This is a genomic window from Ensifer sp. GW823-FHT05D09, from assembly GCF_058795755.1.
In genome coordinates, this window is the sequence record NZ_JBXAIA010000006.1 from 171,919 (window position 1) to 187,459 (window position 15,541).

Sequence of the window (15,541 nt, forward strand, 5' to 3'; positions counted from 1 at the left end):
GCGCGAAGCGGGTTTCCGTCCGCACAGGCCGAAACAAGGAAATCGAACGTTCGCGCTTCCGTTCGGAACCGCGCTTGAACATCAATGCGGCCAACAGCCAGCCGTCGCCTGAGTTAGCTCTGGCGAGCCGGAAAAAATTTGGGCTAAGGCAGGATCGAAGTCCCGATGGCGGAGAGGGTGGGATTTGAACCCACGATACCCTTGCAGGTATGCCGCATTTCGAGTGCGGTGCATTCGACCACTCTGCCACCTCTCCGCATAGTCGGTCGGCGCTTGTTCGGCGCGGTCGGGTTCATAGCGGCAGATTCGGGTGCTGGCAAGTGCCTCGCTGAAGATTATCCAATGTGGCGCGTGGCTTCTTCTTGACAGAAGGGAGCGTTTCCCTTAATTCGCGCAATGGAAGTGGTGTGGCTTGCCCTCACCGCAGCGGGTGTGATTTGCGCCCATTCACCGGCAGGGCCTCGGGAATGATCCCGAAAATCCTGCTCAAAATGTCGACTGACAAAAAGACGGCCTTGCCCCCTGGGGGTAAAGAGCCGGCCCGAACATGAAAGGATAAAGAATGTTCGCAGTCATCAAGACCGGCGGTAAGCAGTACCGCGTGGCAGCCAACGACGTCGTAACCATCGAAAAGCTGGAAGGCGTAGCAGGCGACAAGATTGAATTCACCGAGATCCTGATGGTCGGCGTCGGCGCCGATGCAACCATCGGCGCTCCGTTTGTCGAAGGTGCTGTCGTCAGCGCCGAAGTCGTTGAACAGGGCCGCGCCAAGAAGGTCATCGCCTTCAAGAAGCGTCGCCGCCAGAACTCCAAGCGCTCGCGCGGTCACCGCCAGCACCAGACGACCGTCCGCATCCTGGACATCGCTGCTGCCGGTGGCAAGGCAAAGAAGGCTTCCAAGAAGTCTGAAGCCGCCGCTGAAGCTGCAAACTGAGTTTTGGGATCGAAGGTTTAAAGGAGAACACCAATGGCACACAAAAAAGCTGGCGGTTCGTCGCGCAACGGTCGCGATTCTGAGTCCAAGCGCCTTGGCGTGAAGAAGTTCGGCGGCGAGAAGGTCATCGCCGGCAACATCATTCTGCGTCAGCGCGGCACCAAGTGGCATCCGGGCGCCAATGTTGGCCTCGGCAAGGACCATACGATTTTTGCGCTTACGGCGGGTAACGTGGACTTCCGTACGAAGGCCAATGGCCGCGTGTACGTGTCTGTAATGCCGAAAGCGGAAGCAGCGGAATAAGCCGGTAGCGCTCTAAAACAGCCGGCGTCTCATCGACCCGGCTGGCGCACCTGATGGTTCCAAGCCAGACCTGAAAAGGGGAGATGGGGCAATACCCAACTCCCCTTTTTCTCGTTCTGGAGGACGAACCATGCAAACCGAACTGTTGAGGGAAGACCAATCACGGTCTCCCGAACAAAGGCTGAGGCCCCAGAGGTCAAGGACCGATTGCCCGATATTGTTGTCACCCCGGCTCGTTCTGCGCGCGCCCCATGAAGACGATATCGACGCCCTTGCCCATCTTGCCAACAACGCCAATGTCGCGACCATGGTCTCGCGCATGCCGCACCCGTATACGACGGCCGACGCCGCCGATTTCGTGCGACGCGCGAAAGCCGGCACGATTGGCAAGTGCGTCTACGCAATTACCAAAGCGGACAATGGCGCATTCTTGGGTTGTTGCGGTATCGAGCCGCATCCCGATGGCAAGACGGCCGAACTCGGCTACTGGCTGGGCGAACCCTATTGGAACCAGGGCTATGCCACGGAAGCCGCCCAGGCGCTGACCGACATGGCCTTCCGCACCCGCGACATCGACCAGATCGACGCGCGCTGCAGGGTCATGAACCTGGCATCGCGCCGTGTCATCCAGAAGTGCGGCTTCCAGTTCCAGGGCAGCGGCATGGTCGGCAGCCTGGCACTCGGCGGATCGATCTCGGTCGAATGGTACCGGCTCGACCGCAAGACCTGGGTTTCGCTCAGAAGCTGGGGAGGCATGCGATGAACGCGCTGACCTCCGACCGGTCGCACACCGCCGTTCGCCCCGGTCCCGGCCCGTGCCCTGTCATCGAGACCGGGCGCCTGGTGCTCAGACCACACCGGCTGGATGATGCCGAGGCGATCGCCCAGTCGCTGGCCGACTTCCAGGTAGCGCGCATGCTCGCGCGCGTGCCGGCACCCTACGATCAGCAGGATGCGTTCGATTGGCTGACACGCCAGACCTCCGGGCTCACCCCTGACTGGACACTGGCGATCACCACCGGCGACGACGTACACATCGGCTGCATCGGCATCGAGCTGATGCACGGCCAGTGGCATGTCGGCTACTGGCTGAACCGGTTCTACTGGGGCAAGGGCCTGGCGAGCGAGGCGGCCTATGCGGCGATCGAGCGCTTTTTCCGGCGCATGCCGGAGACGACCCTGCATTCCGGCGTCTTCGCCGACAATCCGGGGTCGCTCAAGGTCCAGGAGAAGCTCGGCTTCCAGATCACCGGATGCAGCCAGGTCTATGCGCTCGCCCGCAACGCCATGGTCGCCCATATCGAGACACGGTTGACCGCGGCAGATCTGCGCCGTCCACATTGAAAAGAAATGCCCCCCGCGAGGCATGCCTTGGCGGGGGGCTTTGCTCATTCGAGTTCGAAGCCGATCGGCAGATGATCGGAGCCCTTGGCGTCATAGCCGGTCCAGGCATCCTTCAGCCGCGGCACCAGGCCCGCGCTGACGAAGGCATAATCGAGATGCATGCGCTTTTTAGGGTCCTCGGGATGAACCCAGCTATAGCTTTCCGGCGTCAGCCGACCGAGATGGGCGAGTGTATCGACCGGATTTTCGAGCCGGAGCGAGCGTCCGTAATAAGCGTCGCGCGACCCGACCATCGCACAGTATTCCGGTGTCTCCGGTTGCATGTTGAAATCGCCCATGACGACGAAATCTTCCGGATGCGGCGGCTCGGCCAAACCGAAATCGGAAGCTCCGGTAATGCCGCCGCCCTCGAGCGGATAGCCGAGCAGCCGTTCCTTGAGGAAGCGGATTTGGGCGATGCGTTCGGCGGGAAGAACGTGGTCGAGATGCACGGAATAGACGCGCAGCGGCCCATCCGGCGTGGCAATCAGCGCCTCGGTGGCGCCACGCTGCAGGTTCATCGGGCTGATGGTGCGGGTGCGGGGCAGCGAGATCAGCCGGGTCGACAGGATCGGCCAGCGCGACAGGATCATGTTGCCAAACTGGAAACGTCGGCTGACGGCGCGCCCGTCCTCGACCGAAGAACCGATATCGATGTCGCATGGGGCATGAAAGGTGGCGAAGTGACCGGGGAAGAGCGCTTCGAAACGGGCAACCAGATCGACGTGACCGTTGCGGTGAAAACCGCGCGTCACTTCCTGCAGCGCGATGATGTCGGCGCCGTCGAGCGACGCAGCGATGCGCTCGGGGTCAAACCGGCCGTCGAGACCGATGCCGTATTGGATGTTGTAGCTGGCAAAACGCACGATATTCTTTGACCTCCGGATGAACCGCCTATATCGATGGCGGCAAAATACGACCGCGCAAATACACAAAACAGATGGCAGACCCATGAAATTTCTCGACGAAACGAAAGTCTATATACGCTCCGGCGACGGCGGCGCAGGCGCCGTGTCGTTCCGTCGCGAAAAATTCATCGAATTCGGCGGACCTGACGGTGGCGACGGCGGCCGCGGCGGCGACGTCTGGGTGGAGGCCGTCAACGGCCTCAACACCCTGATCGACTTCCGTTACCAGCAGCATTTCAAGGCCAAGACCGGCACCCACGGCATGGGCCGCAACCGCACCGGCGCCGGTGGCGGCGACGTGACGCTCAAGGTTCCGGTCGGTACCCAGATCTTCGAGGAAGACAGCGAGACGCTGATCGTCGACATGGTCGCCGAAGGCCAGCGCTACCGGCTCGCCGCCGGCGGCAACGGCGGCTTCGGCAATGCCCATTTCAAGTCGGCCACCAATCAGGCGCCAACCTGGGCCAATCCCGGTCTCGAAGGCGAAGAAAAGACCGTCTGGCTCAGGCTGAAGCTGATCGCCGACGCCGGCCTCGTCGGCCTGCCCAATGCCGGCAAGTCGACCTTCCTTGCCGCCTGCACCCGGGCACGGCCGAAGATCGCAAATTACCCCTTCACCACCCTGCATCCGAACCTCGGCGTCGCCACCATCGACGGCAATGAGTTCATCATCGCCGACATTCCCGGCCTGATCGAAGGTGCGCATGAAGGTGTGGGGATCGGCGACCGTTTCCTCGGCCATGTCGAGCGCACCCGCGTGCTGCTCCATCTCGTTTCCGCCCAGGAAGAAGACGTCGCCAAGGCCTACAAGACCGTGAAGCACGAGCTCGAAGCCTATGGCGGCGGGCTCATAGACAAGCCAGAGATCGTCGCCCTGTCGCAGATCGACGTGCTCGACGAAGACGAGTTGAAGGTGAAGGCCAAAGCACTGGCAAAGGCCTGCGGCGAGCAGCCCCTTCTGCTGTCGGCCGCCACCAGCAAGGGCATGACCGAGGCACTGCGGGCGTTGCGCACCATCATTGTCGCAGCAAAGTCCGGAGAAGAAAGCGCCTGACATGACGAAGACCCGCAAGCCGCTTCAAAAGTATCGCCGGGTCGTCATCAAGATCGGGTCGGCGCTGTTGGTCGATCGCGCGACCGGGCTGAAAAAGGCCTGGCTCGACGCCATGTGCGCCGATATCGCCGCCCTCAGGTCCAAAGGTATCGACGTTCTCGTCGTCTCCTCCGGGGCCATCGCGCTTGGCCGCACGGTGCTGAAGCTGCCGGCAGGTGCCTTGAAACTTGAAGAGAGCCAGGCAGCCGCCGCCGTCGGCCAGATCGCGCTTGCCCGCGCCTGGTCGGAGAGCCTTTCGACCGACGCCATCGTCGCCGGCCAGGTGCTGCTCACGCTCGGCGACACCGAGGAGCGCCGCCGCTATCTCAATGCCCGCGCCACGATCAACCAGCTCCTGAAGCTCGGCGCCGTGCCGATCATCAACGAGAACGATACGGTCGCCACCACCGAGATCCGCTACGGCGACAACGACCGGCTGGCCGCCCGCGTCGCCACCATGGTCGGCGCCGATCTACTCGTGCTGCTGTCCGATATCGACGGTCTCTATACGGCACCGCCGCATCTCGACCCCGACGCCCGCTTCCTCGATACGATCGCCGAGATCACGCCCGAGATCGAGGCGATGGCGGGCGGTGCGGCGTCCGAACTGTCGCGTGGCGGCATGCGCACCAAGATCGATGCCGGCAAGATCGCCACCACTGCCGGCTGCGCCATGATCATCGCCTCGGGCAAGCCCGATCACCCGCTGGCGGCGATCGAGAATGGCGCCCGCTCGTCCTGGTTCGCCCCATCGGGCTCGCCGGTGACCGCGCGAAAAACCTGGATCGCCGGGCAGTTGCTGCCGGCCGGTACGCTTTCCATCGACGCCGGCGCTGAAGACGCCCTGCGCTCCGGCAAGAGCCTGCTACCCGCCGGCGTGCGCGAGGTGAAGGGTACGTTCAGCCGCGGCGACACCATTGCTATTCTCGGCGCCGCAGGCCGCGAGATCGCGCGCGGGCTTGCCGGTTACGATGCCGACGAGGCCCGCCAGATTGCCGGCAAGAAATCCGCCGAGATCGCTGCGATCCTCGGGTACGCCGGCCGCGCCGCCATGGTGCACCGCGACGATCTGGTGATGACCGGCAAGCGCGCCGACGAGAAGGACGGCCGGAGGGATGAAGTCCATGCTTGATGAAGTCAGGAAAACCGATGACGTCGAAAGCGTCATGCTGGAGATCGGCCGCCGCGCGAAAGCTGCAAGCCGGCCGCTCGCCGTCGCCACCGCCGAACGCAAACGTGCGGCGTTGATCGCCATGGCCGAGACGGTCGTCAATCGCCGCGACGAAATTCTCGCCGCCAACGCCATCGACCTTGAAAACGCCCGTCAGTCCGGCGTCGCTGCGTCCTTCATCGACCGCCTGACGCTGACGGAAGGCCGCATCCGCGACATGGCCGACGGCATTCGCGCGATTGCCGAATTCAAAGATCCGGTCGGCGACGTCATCGCCGAATGGGACCGCCCCAATGGCCTGCACATCGAGCGCGTTCGCACGCCGCTCGGCGTCATCGGCGTGATCTATGAGAGCCGGCCCAACGTGACGGCAGACGCCGGTGCGCTCTGCCTGAAGGCCGGCAACGCCGTTATCCTACGCGGTGGATCCGACAGCTTCCACTCCTCGCGCGCCATCCATGCCTGCCTTGTCGAGGGATTGAAGGCTGCCGGCCTGCCGGAACATGCGATCCAGATGGTGCCGGTCGCCGACCGCGCCGCCGTCGGCGCCATGCTTTCGGGCCTCGGCGGCACCATTGACGTCATTGTTCCGCGCGGCGGAAAGAGCCTCGTCGGCCGGGTCCAGAACGAGGCGCGCGTGCCGGTGTTTGCCCACCTCGAAGGCCTCTGCCACATCTATGTCGACGCATCGGCCGATCTCGCCATGGCCGAAAGGATCGTCGTCAATGCCAAGATGCGCCGCACCGGCATCTGCGGCGCGGCCGAGACGCTGCTGATCGACAGCAATGCTGCGGACAGACTGGCAAAGCCGCTGCTTCAGGCACTGCTTTCGGCCGGCTGCGAAGTGCGGGTGTCGAAGGAGCTGGCTGGCAGCATCGACGGATTGAAACCGGCGACCGACGCCGACTGGTCGACGGAATATCTCGACGCGATCATCTCCGTCCGGCTGGTGGACGGCGTCTCCGGCGCGATCGAGCACATCAACACCTGGTCCTCGGCACACACCGAGGCAGTGATCGCCGAGAATGCCGATGTCGTCGAACGCTTCTTCGCCGAAATCGATTCCGCCATCCTGCTGCACAATGCCTCCACCCAGTTTGCCGACGGCGGCGAATTCGGCATGGGCGGCGAGATCGGCATTGCCACCGGCAAGATGCACGCCCGCGGCCCTGTGGGCGTCGAGCAACTGACGTCGTTCAAATATCGCGTGCGCGGCGCCGGTCAGGTCAGGCCCTGACGTGACATCTTCGGACGTGAACGGCCGTTACCTGCGCATGCCCCATGTCGAAAGCGGCATGGTGGTCGGCCTGTTCGGCGGCTCGTTCAATCCGCCGCACGAGGGGCATGTGCTGGTTGCCGAAACGGCGATCCAGCGCCTCGGCCTCAACCAGCTGTGGTGGATGGTCACGCCAGGAAACCCGCTGAAGAACCACAATAATCTGGCGCCGCTTGCCGACCGCATCGCACTCAGCGAAAAGATCGCGCGCGATCCACGGATCAAGGTGACCGCCTTCGAAAAGGCGCTGGGACAGAGCTATACCGCCCGCACGCTTGCGATGGTCCAGGCGCGCAACCGCGATATTCGCTTCGTCTGGATCATGGGTGCCGACAACCTCAAGAGCTTTCACCGCTGGCAGAACTGGCATAAAATCGCCCGCACGTTTCCGATCGCCGTCATCGATCGGCCGGGCTCAACGCTTGCTTATCTGTCCTCGCGCATGGCAAAGACCTTCGACTACGCCCGCATTGACGAGGACGACGCTCGGCGCCTTGCTTTTCACCGGGCACCCGCCTGGACCTTCATCCACGGGCCGCGCTCTTCCATGAGTTCGACCGCCCTTCGGTCGGCCAGGACGGCGTGAAATCGAATGATTCATTCTCGCGTCTTGAAACCGTTCTGGTTTGATGACTACATTTACTGACGGTTCGAGCGAAACAGTCGAATCGGAAGTGCCTGTTCTGTTCACTTGGAAAGGAAAGACCCTGACAACAGCACACGCCAAGGGATATGCGGCCTCCGCGTTCCCACGCAGCACGGGATCTAGCGACGAAGCCGCTGTCCGTGCGCTTAACCTGGTCCTCGAAAGCCTAGAGGACTCGAAGGCAGAAGATATCGTCACCATCAACATTGCCGGCAAGTCGGCGCTGGGAGACTTCATGGTCGTTGTCTCCGGGCGATCGAGCAGGCATGTCGCGGCGATTGCTGACCATCTGACCACGGATCTGAAGGACGAGGGCTTCGGCAACGCCCGCGTCGAAGGTCTGGAAACAGGTGACTGGGTGCTGATCGATACCGGCGATGTGATCATTCACATCTTCAGGCCGGAAATCCGGGAGTTCTACAACATCGAGAAGATGTGGGCGACACCGGAAATCGAGGACGGCACGCTGCATTGAGACCGTCGGGTTCGTCGGACGTCTGAGCCGTCGCGCGAGCCGGGTTGCGGTCATGCATGTTGGGAATGTGGCTGTCATCGCCGAAACGGCGCATCACAGCCGAGATGATTGTTGCGACTGATCGTAGCTGCAGCGCCGCCCGTCTGGTATGACGCGCGAAGGTCGCTGTCAGGCTCTAGAGCGCTGCATGATCTTCTCCTTGAATCGATCCCGGTTTCAGGAGGTGTGCAACGCGCGGTCCAGCGCAGACGGAGACGATTGGGTCATGCGTATCGGACTTTTCGCAGTCGGCCGCCTCAAGGCGGGGCCGGAAAAGGACCTTGCGGCCCGCTACCTCGATCGTTTCGCCAAGGCCGGTCCGGCAATTGGGCTTGAGCTTTCCCGCGTGGTCGAAGTCAACGAAAGCCGCGCATCCAACGCCGACACGCGCAAGCGCGACGAAGCCACGCAGCTGGAAAAAGCGTTGACCGACGGCAGCCTCTTGGTGCTGCTCGACGAACGCGGCAAGGCGCTTGATTCCGAAGGCTTCGCATCGCTGCTCGGCACCTTTCGCGACAGTGGCAAACGCGACCTGATGATCGCCATCGGCGGCGCCGACGGGCTCGACCCGAGCCTTCATGCGCGCGCCGACGCCGTGCTTAATCTCGGCAAGATGACCTGGCCGCATCAACTGGTGCGCATTCTGATCGCCGAGCAGCTCTATCGCGCCGTGACCATCCTTTCCGGGCATCCCTACCACCGTGTCTGAGACATGGGCCCGCGCAGCGCGCGATAACGAGAATATGTGTTGGTCGCACCCCGCAAATCAGATTAGGCTTTTTGGCAAGAGCGTTTCACGCGCGGCAACACTGCCGGGCAAACGCTCAGAGGCATTGAAACTGCGCATGACGCTTTCCGTTACGAGGTTCCGGCTCGCGGATACGTGCGCAGGTATTTCCGGCTGGACGCCTAGGGACGAATGACGCGCCGAAGCATGATGAGCGCTTTCGAAAAAATCGGTGGCGATGCACGGCGGCCCGCCCGCGCTGCGGCGCTGCTGGCGCTCGGGCTTGCTGTCGCACTTCCCGCTTTCGCTCAGGATGCCCCGGCGACGCCTGGCACCTCTGGCGTGGATCAGCAGCAGGGGCCACCTGATCCGGCAGCAAACCTTACTCTTCGTCGCGACAGCACCCGCAGCGAACTCGATGCGCTGTCGAAAACGATCACGCTGTCTCAGGAGCGTGCCGACGAGCTGGCGACAACCATTGCCGAGATCGACAAGAGCAATGAGGCGCTGCGCAGCGCCATCGTCGATTCCGCCAAGAAACGGCAGGATCTGGAACAGCAGATCGTCGACGGCGAAAAGAAGCTGAGTGACCTACGCACCAAGGAAGACACTGTGCGCCGCTCGTTGCGCGCCCGGCGCGGTGTTCTGGCTGAAGTGCTCGCAGCCCTGCAGCGCATGGGTCGCAACCCGCCGCCGGCGATCCTGGTGACACCCGAGGACGCGCTCGGCTCCGTTCGCAGCGCCATTCTGCTCGGCGCCGTCGTGCCAGGCATTCGCGAGGAAACGGATAACCTCGTCGCCGACCTGAAGGCGCTTGCCGAGATCCGCGCCGGCATCGGCAAGCAGCGTGAAGAGCTGACGGCAGCGATGACGGCCAATGTCGAGGAGGAGCGTCGCATGTCGATGCTCGTCACGGAAAAAGAAAAGCTGCGCCAGAAGAGTGCGGTCGAACTTGCTGCCGAGCAGCGAAAAGCCCAGGAGCTCGCCTCCCAGGCGACCAATCTCGAAGGCCTCATCGGATCGCTCGAAAACGAAATCGCCTCGGTGCGCGATGCGGCGGCCGCTGCCCGCGCCCAGGAGGAAGAGCGCCTGCGCATGAGCGAGGCCGAGCGCGAAGCGGCGCGCGAGCTGGCGCGGAGCGCCGTGCCTGACAAAAACCGCATTGCGCCAGCATATGTCTTCTCGGAGCTGAGGAATAAGCTTGCCTATCCGGCCGCGGGATCGCTTTTGCGAAAGTTCGGTGATGCCGATGGTACAGGGCACTCCCTGCAAGGGATCATGTTGGAAACCAACCCCGGCGCGCTGGTGACTGCGCCGTCAGATGGCTGGATCGTCTATGCAGGCAATTTCCGCAGCTATGGGCAGATGATCATTCTCAATCCGGGCGACGGTTACCATGTGGTGCTGTCGGGGATGGAGACAGTGAGCGTGCAGACCGGGCAATTTGTCGTGGCGGGAGAACCGCTTGCGACGATGGGGGCAAAAAGAGTCGCAAGTGCTGCGGCCTTGGCGCTGGAAACGGACCGGCCGACGCTTTACATTGAATTCCGAAAAGACGGAAAACCGGTTGATTCCCGACCGTGGTGGACCGCAGCTGAGGTTGGAAAGGCGCGAAATGATACGTAGGGCTTCACTTGTTCTGGTCGGGGCGCTGATGGGTGCGACCGCTATGGGCGTCGTTTACTCGGCTGTCGTTCCAGCCGTTGCGGCCAATACCTCGACCTATCGCGAGCTGGCGATTTTTGGCGACGTGTTCGAGCGCGTACGCGCGCAATACGTCACCCCTCCGCAGGATGACAAGCTCATCGAGAACGCCATCAACGGCATGCTCTCGTCGCTTGATCCGCATTCGAGCTACATGAACTCGACAGACGCCGAGGACATGCGCACCCAGACCCGTGGCGAATTCGGCGGTCTCGGCATCGAAGTGACGATGGAAGACGACCTCGTCAAGGTGACGAGCCCGATCGACGACACGCCGGCCGCCCGCGCCGGTGTTCTCGCCGGCGACTTCATTTCCAAGATCGATGGCCAGGACGTTCGTGGCCTGAAGCTCGAGGATGCGGTCGAAAAGATGCGTGGCGCCGTCGGCACCCCGATCAAGTTGACGATCCTGCGCAAGGGCGCCGACAAGCCGATCGAACTGTCGATCGTGCGTGACGTGATCGCTGTTCGCGCCGTCAAGTTCCGCACCGAAGGCGACGTCGGCTATCTCCGCGTGATCTCGTTCACCGAGAAGACCTACGACGACCTGAAGAAGGGCATCGAGAAGATCAAGTCCGAAGTGCCGGCCGACAAGCTCAAGGGCTATGTCCTCGACCTGCGCCTCAACCCGGGCGGCCTGCTCGATCAGGCGATCAACGTTTCGGATGCCTTCCTGGAGCGTGGCGAGGTCGTTTCGACCCGTGGCCGCAATCCGGATGAGACCCGCCGCTTCAACGCCACGCCTGGCGATCTGACCGACGGCAAGCCGGTGGTCGTTCTCGTCAACGGCGGTTCGGCTTCCGCATCGGAAATCGTTGCCGGCGCATTGCAGGATCTGAAGCGCGCGACCGTTCTCGGCACGCGTTCGTTCGGCAAGGGCTCCGTACAGACGATCATTCCGCTTGGTGAAGCAGGCGCTCTGCGCCTGACGACGGCGCTCTACTACACGCCGTCGGGCAAATCGATCCAGGGTACGGGCATCACGCCCGACATCAAGGTCGAACAGCCGCTGCCGCCGGAACTGCTCGGCAAGGTCGAAGCCCAGGGCGAATCCGATCTGCGTGGCCACATCCAGGGACAGAGCGAAACCGACGAAGGTTCCGGCTCTGTCGCCTATGTGCCGCCGGAGACCAAGGACGACCTGCAGCTCAACTACGCGCTCGACCTGTTGCGCGGCAAGAAGAGCGATCCGTCCTTCCCGGCAAGCCCGGAACAGGCCGAACTCAAGAAGTAAGCCATTGAAGGCGCCGGGCTGGTCAACCCGGCGCCTTTATACTATGTGGGCAGCAGGTGCTGCCGGAAACCGCTGATTCTCCAAAGACGGCGCATCCTCACCCGGCAACTCTCCTTCAGGTCGACCGAGGCTCCGTTTGGGAACAGATCTCAATGCCCCCCTTGGCCAGAACCGCCGGGGAAAGCCCGCGACAAAACGCGACCGTCGTCGCCTTCTCAGCTATTGCGTTGTCGGCATTATCGCTGTTTGCGTAATCGGCCTTTCCGCCTGGAACGCCATCTCTCCCGACGGATTGCGCAGGCAAACCTCAACGCAAGGCGAGGCTGCGCCGGAAACGGCACAAACAACAGGCAAAACACCCAATCCAACAAGCGGGCAAGCATCAAACACCAGTGGTGGCACGCTAAAGCCGGGCACCGCCTTTTCCGGCGCCCATGTCGAGGAAACCCTGACGAACGACGGCACCACCGTCACCAAGTTCACGCCGCGCCAGCGTGACGGCAGCGGACCTGCGCTGATCAATGTCGGGCCGATCCGCGGCCAGGACCCGCGCATGGCTGCCCTTCCGAATGACGACCTGCTGGAAGACAGTGCCGAGGGCCGCCTGCCGATCACCGGCGCCGACGGACTTCGGCCGATGGACCAATATGCCCGCCCCTGGTCGGGCGCGCGCGGCACCCGCATCGCCCTTGTGGTCGGCGGCCTTGGGCTCAGCCAGACCGGCACGCAGAAGGCCATCCGCGACCTGCCACCGGACGTGACACTCGCCTTTGCCGCCGCCGGCAACAGCCTGCAACGCTGGATGCAGGAGGCGAGGCGCAGCGGTCACGAGGTCCTGCTGCAGATCCCGATGGAGCCGTTCGACTACCCCGACAACGACCCGGGGCCGAACGCGCTGCGGCTCTCGCTCAGCGCGCCGAAGAACCTGGCCGCCTTGCACAAGAACATGGCGCAGATCACCAACTATACCGGCATCATGAACTATCTCGGCGGACGCTTTCTCTCCGATGCCGATGCGCTGGAGCCGGTGATGCGCGACCTCGGCAAGCGCGGCGTGCTTTTCCTCGACGACGGGACATCGGCCCAATCGCTGTCGGGCAAGCTCGCCGACGCCTTCGATGTTCCGCACGGCTTTGCCGACATGACAGTCGACAGCGAGCTCAGCCGCAATGCCATCCTGAAGAAGCTTGATGAACTGGAACGCATCGCGCGGCGCAATGGCACGGCTATCGGCGTTGCCTCGGCCTTCGACGAAAGCGTCGCTGCGATCGCGCAATGGGCGGGCGAAGCACAGGGACGCGGCATCGAGATCGTCGGCGTCTCGGCGCTCGTCAGGGATCCGCAGGAGAGATAGGTGCGGAGCGAGGGCGTGGCCGCCAAACCGGCTGGTGATCGAGCGGCGGGTGCGGAGTTTCCTGGATCCGGCGGATAGGAGAGACGTTGGCCGGAAGCCCGGCGCTGATGGCGAACCGCAAGAAACCATTGCGGACCCGGAACCGGGGTGCGATGAGACATCGAAACGGTTCGAACATTTCAGGGCGGCGCTGGATTGCGACCAAGCGGTCGCGTTGCGCCGTGAGCCAGGAGAGGACAGCGGATGAGCAAACACAACGACAAGACCCTCAGGCCGGAAGACCTGCCCTATCGCCCCTGTGTCGGCGTCATGGTGCTGAACCGCGCCGGCCTCGTGTGGGCCGGCCACCGGATTGCCGTCGGCAATTCCGAATATGACGGCTCGCCGCAACAATGGCAGATGCCGCAGGGCGGCATCGACAAGGGCGAGGATCCGCTGAAGGCCGCCTATCGCGAGCTCTACGAAGAAACCGGCATGCGCACGGTCTCACTGCTTGCCGAAGCCCCGGGCTGGATCAACTATGATCTGCCCTCGCACCTGATCGGCATCGGCCTCAAGGGCAAGTTTCGTGGCCAGACGCAGCGCTGGTATGCCTTCCGCTTCGAAGGCGACGAAGATGAGATCGCCATCAACCCGCCGCCCGGCGGACACGAGCCGGAATTCGACGCCTGGGACTGGAAGCCGATGCGCGACCTGCCCGAGATGATCGTTCCGTTCAAGCGCAAGGTCTACGAGGAGGTCGTCGCCGCCTTCGCCCACCTGGCGCCGTAACTCCGCCTTGTTGACCGGGCGCTGACCGGCGCGAGGTGATACCAACCTGCGCCGGTGACCTCTTGCGTCGGACCGTCTGCCGGCGAGGAGCGATATCTTTCCATCAGCCGAGGATTGCCGCCTCCGGTCGCCTGCGGACGAACCACTGGAAGAGACGACGTCCTGCCACCTTGTGACTTCTGCAATCCCCCAGAACCGCTTGACCCCGGTTGCGGCTTTGTCGTTACCGGGAAGACAAGCCGCAGATGGCGCAAGACGTCATTGGCAGTGCAGAGGTTGGCACGGGCGCCGGGCTTGTTCGAGCCGGACCGGTTGTGCGCAGGGCCACAATACCATTTGAAGGTCGAAGGATGGATGCACCCGATCAGGTCTCGCAAACGCTAATCAGGTTTATCGGGATGCGCCACTTCCGCGGCAACCAGCAGCCTGCGCATCCATCCCTTGAACACCATCGGCGGCGGGCGCATCAAAGATCTCCCTCGCCTGAGCCTAAAAAGAAAAGGCCGCCGGGGTGATCGGCGGCCTTTTGCTTGAAGGGTGCGCGGTGCTCAGTCGACTTCGGCTTCGTTGGCCGGTGCGGCATTGAGCTGGCCGTACTTCTCTTCGCCGATCTTCTCGAGCAGTTCGAGCTGGGTTTCGAGGAAATCGATGTGACCTTCCTCATCCGCCAGCAACTCTTCGAACAGCTTCATGGAGACGTAGTCTCCGGCCTCGTGACAGATGTCGCGGGATTTCTTGTACGCCTTGCGGGCATCGTATTCGCCGGCAAGATCCGCCGTCAGCACTTCCTTGACGTTCTGGCCAATGCGCAGCGGACCGACCGTCTGCAGGTTCGGATGACCTTCGAGGAAGATGATGCGCGCCACGAGCTTATCGGCGTGATGCATTTCTTCGATCGACTCGGCACGCTCCTTCTTGGCAAGGAGCGTGTAGCCCCAATCTTCGAGAAGGCGGAAATGCAGCCAGTACTGGTTGACGGCACCGAGTTCGAGATAGAGCGCTTCGTTAAGCTGCTCGATGACCTTTTTGTCGCCTTTCAAGATCCGCCCTCCGGTTATCCTCATGGAATTGTTTGAGGCGGGCCATGAAATCAAATATCTCGACGTCCGTCGAGTCGCGACGGCCGTGATATTGCTCGGTGGTACGAATGATGATGTCGACGACGTTGGGGAAGCAACCGCAGCAGCGACCGCGTTTCTCCATCGCGTGATAGACCTTCGCCGGCACGATCAGCTGCCAACAGTCCTCATCGAGGAGGGCTACGATCGTATCCTCGATGTCTTTTTCCGTGATGAAATTGCAGCTGCAAACCAGCATGTCGTCTTGCCTGTGATACGCAACGTCCTGAATTCGCTCATAAAGCAAAAGAGGATATTTATTGTCAACAAAAAACTCCGCGAGTGGAAGTTGTACGCCGATTAGAACGAATCTAAACATGACAAAAAACATCGTATTTTCAGAATATTAGCTCTGCCGCATCGACTCCTCCGGCTGTGGATTTCTATGCGACTCTGTCGGGCGGC

Annotated in this window: 17 protein-coding genes and 1 tRNA gene; 14 read left to right on the plus strand and 4 right to left on the minus strand. The window is 62.5% G+C overall.

Annotated features, from left to right (window positions below):
* Window positions 1-166: 166 nt before the first annotated feature.
* Window positions 167-256, minus strand: a tRNA-Ser gene (locus AC1Q80_RS18560).
* 306 nt (window positions 257-562) lie between these two features.
* On the opposite strand from AC1Q80_RS18560, the gene rplU reads away from it, so the two are divergent.
* The 4 genes from rplU to AC1Q80_RS18580 all read left to right on the plus strand — a co-directional run bounded on the left by rplU (window position 563) and on the right by AC1Q80_RS18580 (window position 2,581).
* Window positions 563-934, plus strand: a complete 372-nt coding sequence (gene rplU, locus AC1Q80_RS18565; RefSeq protein ID WP_025425118.1) for a 50S ribosomal protein L21 — start codon at window positions 563-565, stop codon at window positions 932-934.
* A 33-nt stretch (window positions 935-967) separates the two neighbouring features.
* Window positions 968-1,237, plus strand: coding sequence for a 50S ribosomal protein L27 (rpmA, locus tag AC1Q80_RS18570; protein ID WP_025425119.1), 270 nt, complete (start codon window positions 968-970; stop codon window positions 1,235-1,237).
* A 130-nt stretch (window positions 1,238-1,367) separates the two neighbouring features.
* A complete protein-coding gene (locus tag AC1Q80_RS18575; RefSeq protein WP_025425120.1) occupies window positions 1,368-2,000 on the plus strand; it encodes a GNAT family N-acetyltransferase in 633 nt (210 codons plus the stop codon).
* Complete coding sequence (locus tag AC1Q80_RS18580; RefSeq protein WP_492361418.1) at window positions 1,997-2,581, plus strand: GNAT family N-acetyltransferase; 585 nt, start codon at window positions 1,997-1,999, stop codon at window positions 2,579-2,581. Before AC1Q80_RS18575 ends, AC1Q80_RS18580 begins: the two co-directional genes overlap by 4 nt.
* A 44-nt stretch (window positions 2,582-2,625) precedes the next feature.
* On the opposite strand, the gene AC1Q80_RS18585 is transcribed toward AC1Q80_RS18580, so the two are convergent.
* Window positions 2,626-3,486: an endonuclease/exonuclease/phosphatase family protein gene (locus AC1Q80_RS18585; protein ID WP_492361419.1), complete on the minus strand. Its 861-nt coding sequence runs from the start codon at window positions 3,484-3,486 to the stop codon at window positions 2,626-2,628.
* Window positions 3,487-3,571: 85 nt separating this feature from the next.
* Between AC1Q80_RS18585 and obgE the strand changes: the two genes are divergently transcribed.
* The 10 genes from obgE (at window position 3,572) to AC1Q80_RS18635 (ending at window position 14,018) form a co-directional block, all read left to right on the plus strand.
* A complete protein-coding gene (gene obgE / locus AC1Q80_RS18590) occupies window positions 3,572-4,582 on the plus strand; it encodes a GTPase ObgE (RefSeq protein ID WP_173418302.1) in 1,011 nt (336 codons plus the stop codon).
* A gap of 1 nt (window position 4,583) precedes the next feature.
* The gene (gene proB / locus AC1Q80_RS18595) at window positions 4,584-5,753 is read left to right on the plus strand and encodes a glutamate 5-kinase (protein WP_492361420.1); all 1,170 of its coding nucleotides are present in this window, start codon (window positions 4,584-4,586) and stop codon (window positions 5,751-5,753) included.
* The gene (locus tag AC1Q80_RS18600) at window positions 5,746-7,029 is read left to right on the plus strand and encodes a glutamate-5-semialdehyde dehydrogenase (RefSeq protein WP_492361421.1); all 1,284 of its coding nucleotides are present in this window, start codon (window positions 5,746-5,748) and stop codon (window positions 7,027-7,029) included. The genes proB and AC1Q80_RS18600 overlap by 8 nt, the downstream gene beginning before the upstream one ends.
* A 16-nt stretch (window positions 7,030-7,045) precedes the next feature.
* Window positions 7,046-7,654: a nicotinate-nucleotide adenylyltransferase gene (locus tag AC1Q80_RS18605; RefSeq protein ID WP_173420913.1), complete on the plus strand. Its 609-nt coding sequence runs from the start codon at window positions 7,046-7,048 to the stop codon at window positions 7,652-7,654.
* Between the two features lie 43 nt (window positions 7,655-7,697).
* Window positions 7,698-8,189, plus strand: a complete 492-nt coding sequence (gene rsfS / locus AC1Q80_RS18610) for a ribosome silencing factor (RefSeq protein WP_173418305.1) — start codon at window positions 7,698-7,700, stop codon at window positions 8,187-8,189.
* A gap of 265 nt (window positions 8,190-8,454) precedes the next feature.
* Window positions 8,455-8,937 (plus strand): 23S rRNA (pseudouridine(1915)-N(3))-methyltransferase RlmH, encoded by a 483-nt coding sequence (gene rlmH, locus AC1Q80_RS18615; protein WP_209790438.1) that lies wholly within the window; start codon window positions 8,455-8,457, stop codon window positions 8,935-8,937.
* Between the two features lie 225 nt (window positions 8,938-9,162).
* Entirely contained in the window at window positions 9,163-10,581 is a 1,419-nt protein-coding gene (locus AC1Q80_RS18620; protein WP_492361508.1) for a murein hydrolase activator EnvC family protein, read from the plus strand.
* Window positions 10,571-11,893 (plus strand): S41 family peptidase, encoded by a 1,323-nt coding sequence (locus tag AC1Q80_RS18625; protein ID WP_077500808.1) that lies wholly within the window; start codon window positions 10,571-10,573, stop codon window positions 11,891-11,893. Before AC1Q80_RS18620 ends, AC1Q80_RS18625 begins: the two co-directional genes overlap by 11 nt.
* Before the next feature lie 136 nt (window positions 11,894-12,029).
* A complete protein-coding gene (locus AC1Q80_RS18630) occupies window positions 12,030-13,247 on the plus strand; it encodes a divergent polysaccharide deacetylase family protein (protein WP_492361422.1) in 1,218 nt (405 codons plus the stop codon).
* Between the two features lie 243 nt (window positions 13,248-13,490).
* A complete protein-coding gene (locus AC1Q80_RS18635) occupies window positions 13,491-14,018 on the plus strand; it encodes an RNA pyrophosphohydrolase (RefSeq protein ID WP_492361423.1) in 528 nt (175 codons plus the stop codon).
* A gap of 548 nt (window positions 14,019-14,566) precedes the next feature.
* Here the strand turns inward: AC1Q80_RS18635 and bfr are convergent.
* Window positions 14,567-15,058, minus strand: coding sequence for a bacterioferritin (gene bfr, locus AC1Q80_RS18640; protein ID WP_176354378.1), 492 nt, complete (start codon window positions 15,056-15,058; stop codon window positions 14,567-14,569).
* Window positions 15,024-15,335 carry a (2Fe-2S)-binding protein gene (locus AC1Q80_RS18645; RefSeq protein WP_173420914.1) on the minus strand — a complete coding sequence of 104 codons (312 nt, stop codon included), beginning with the start codon at window positions 15,333-15,335 and terminating at the stop codon, window positions 15,024-15,026. Before AC1Q80_RS18645 ends, bfr begins: the two co-directional genes overlap by 35 nt.
* Window positions 15,336-15,541: the final 206 nt, after the last annotated feature.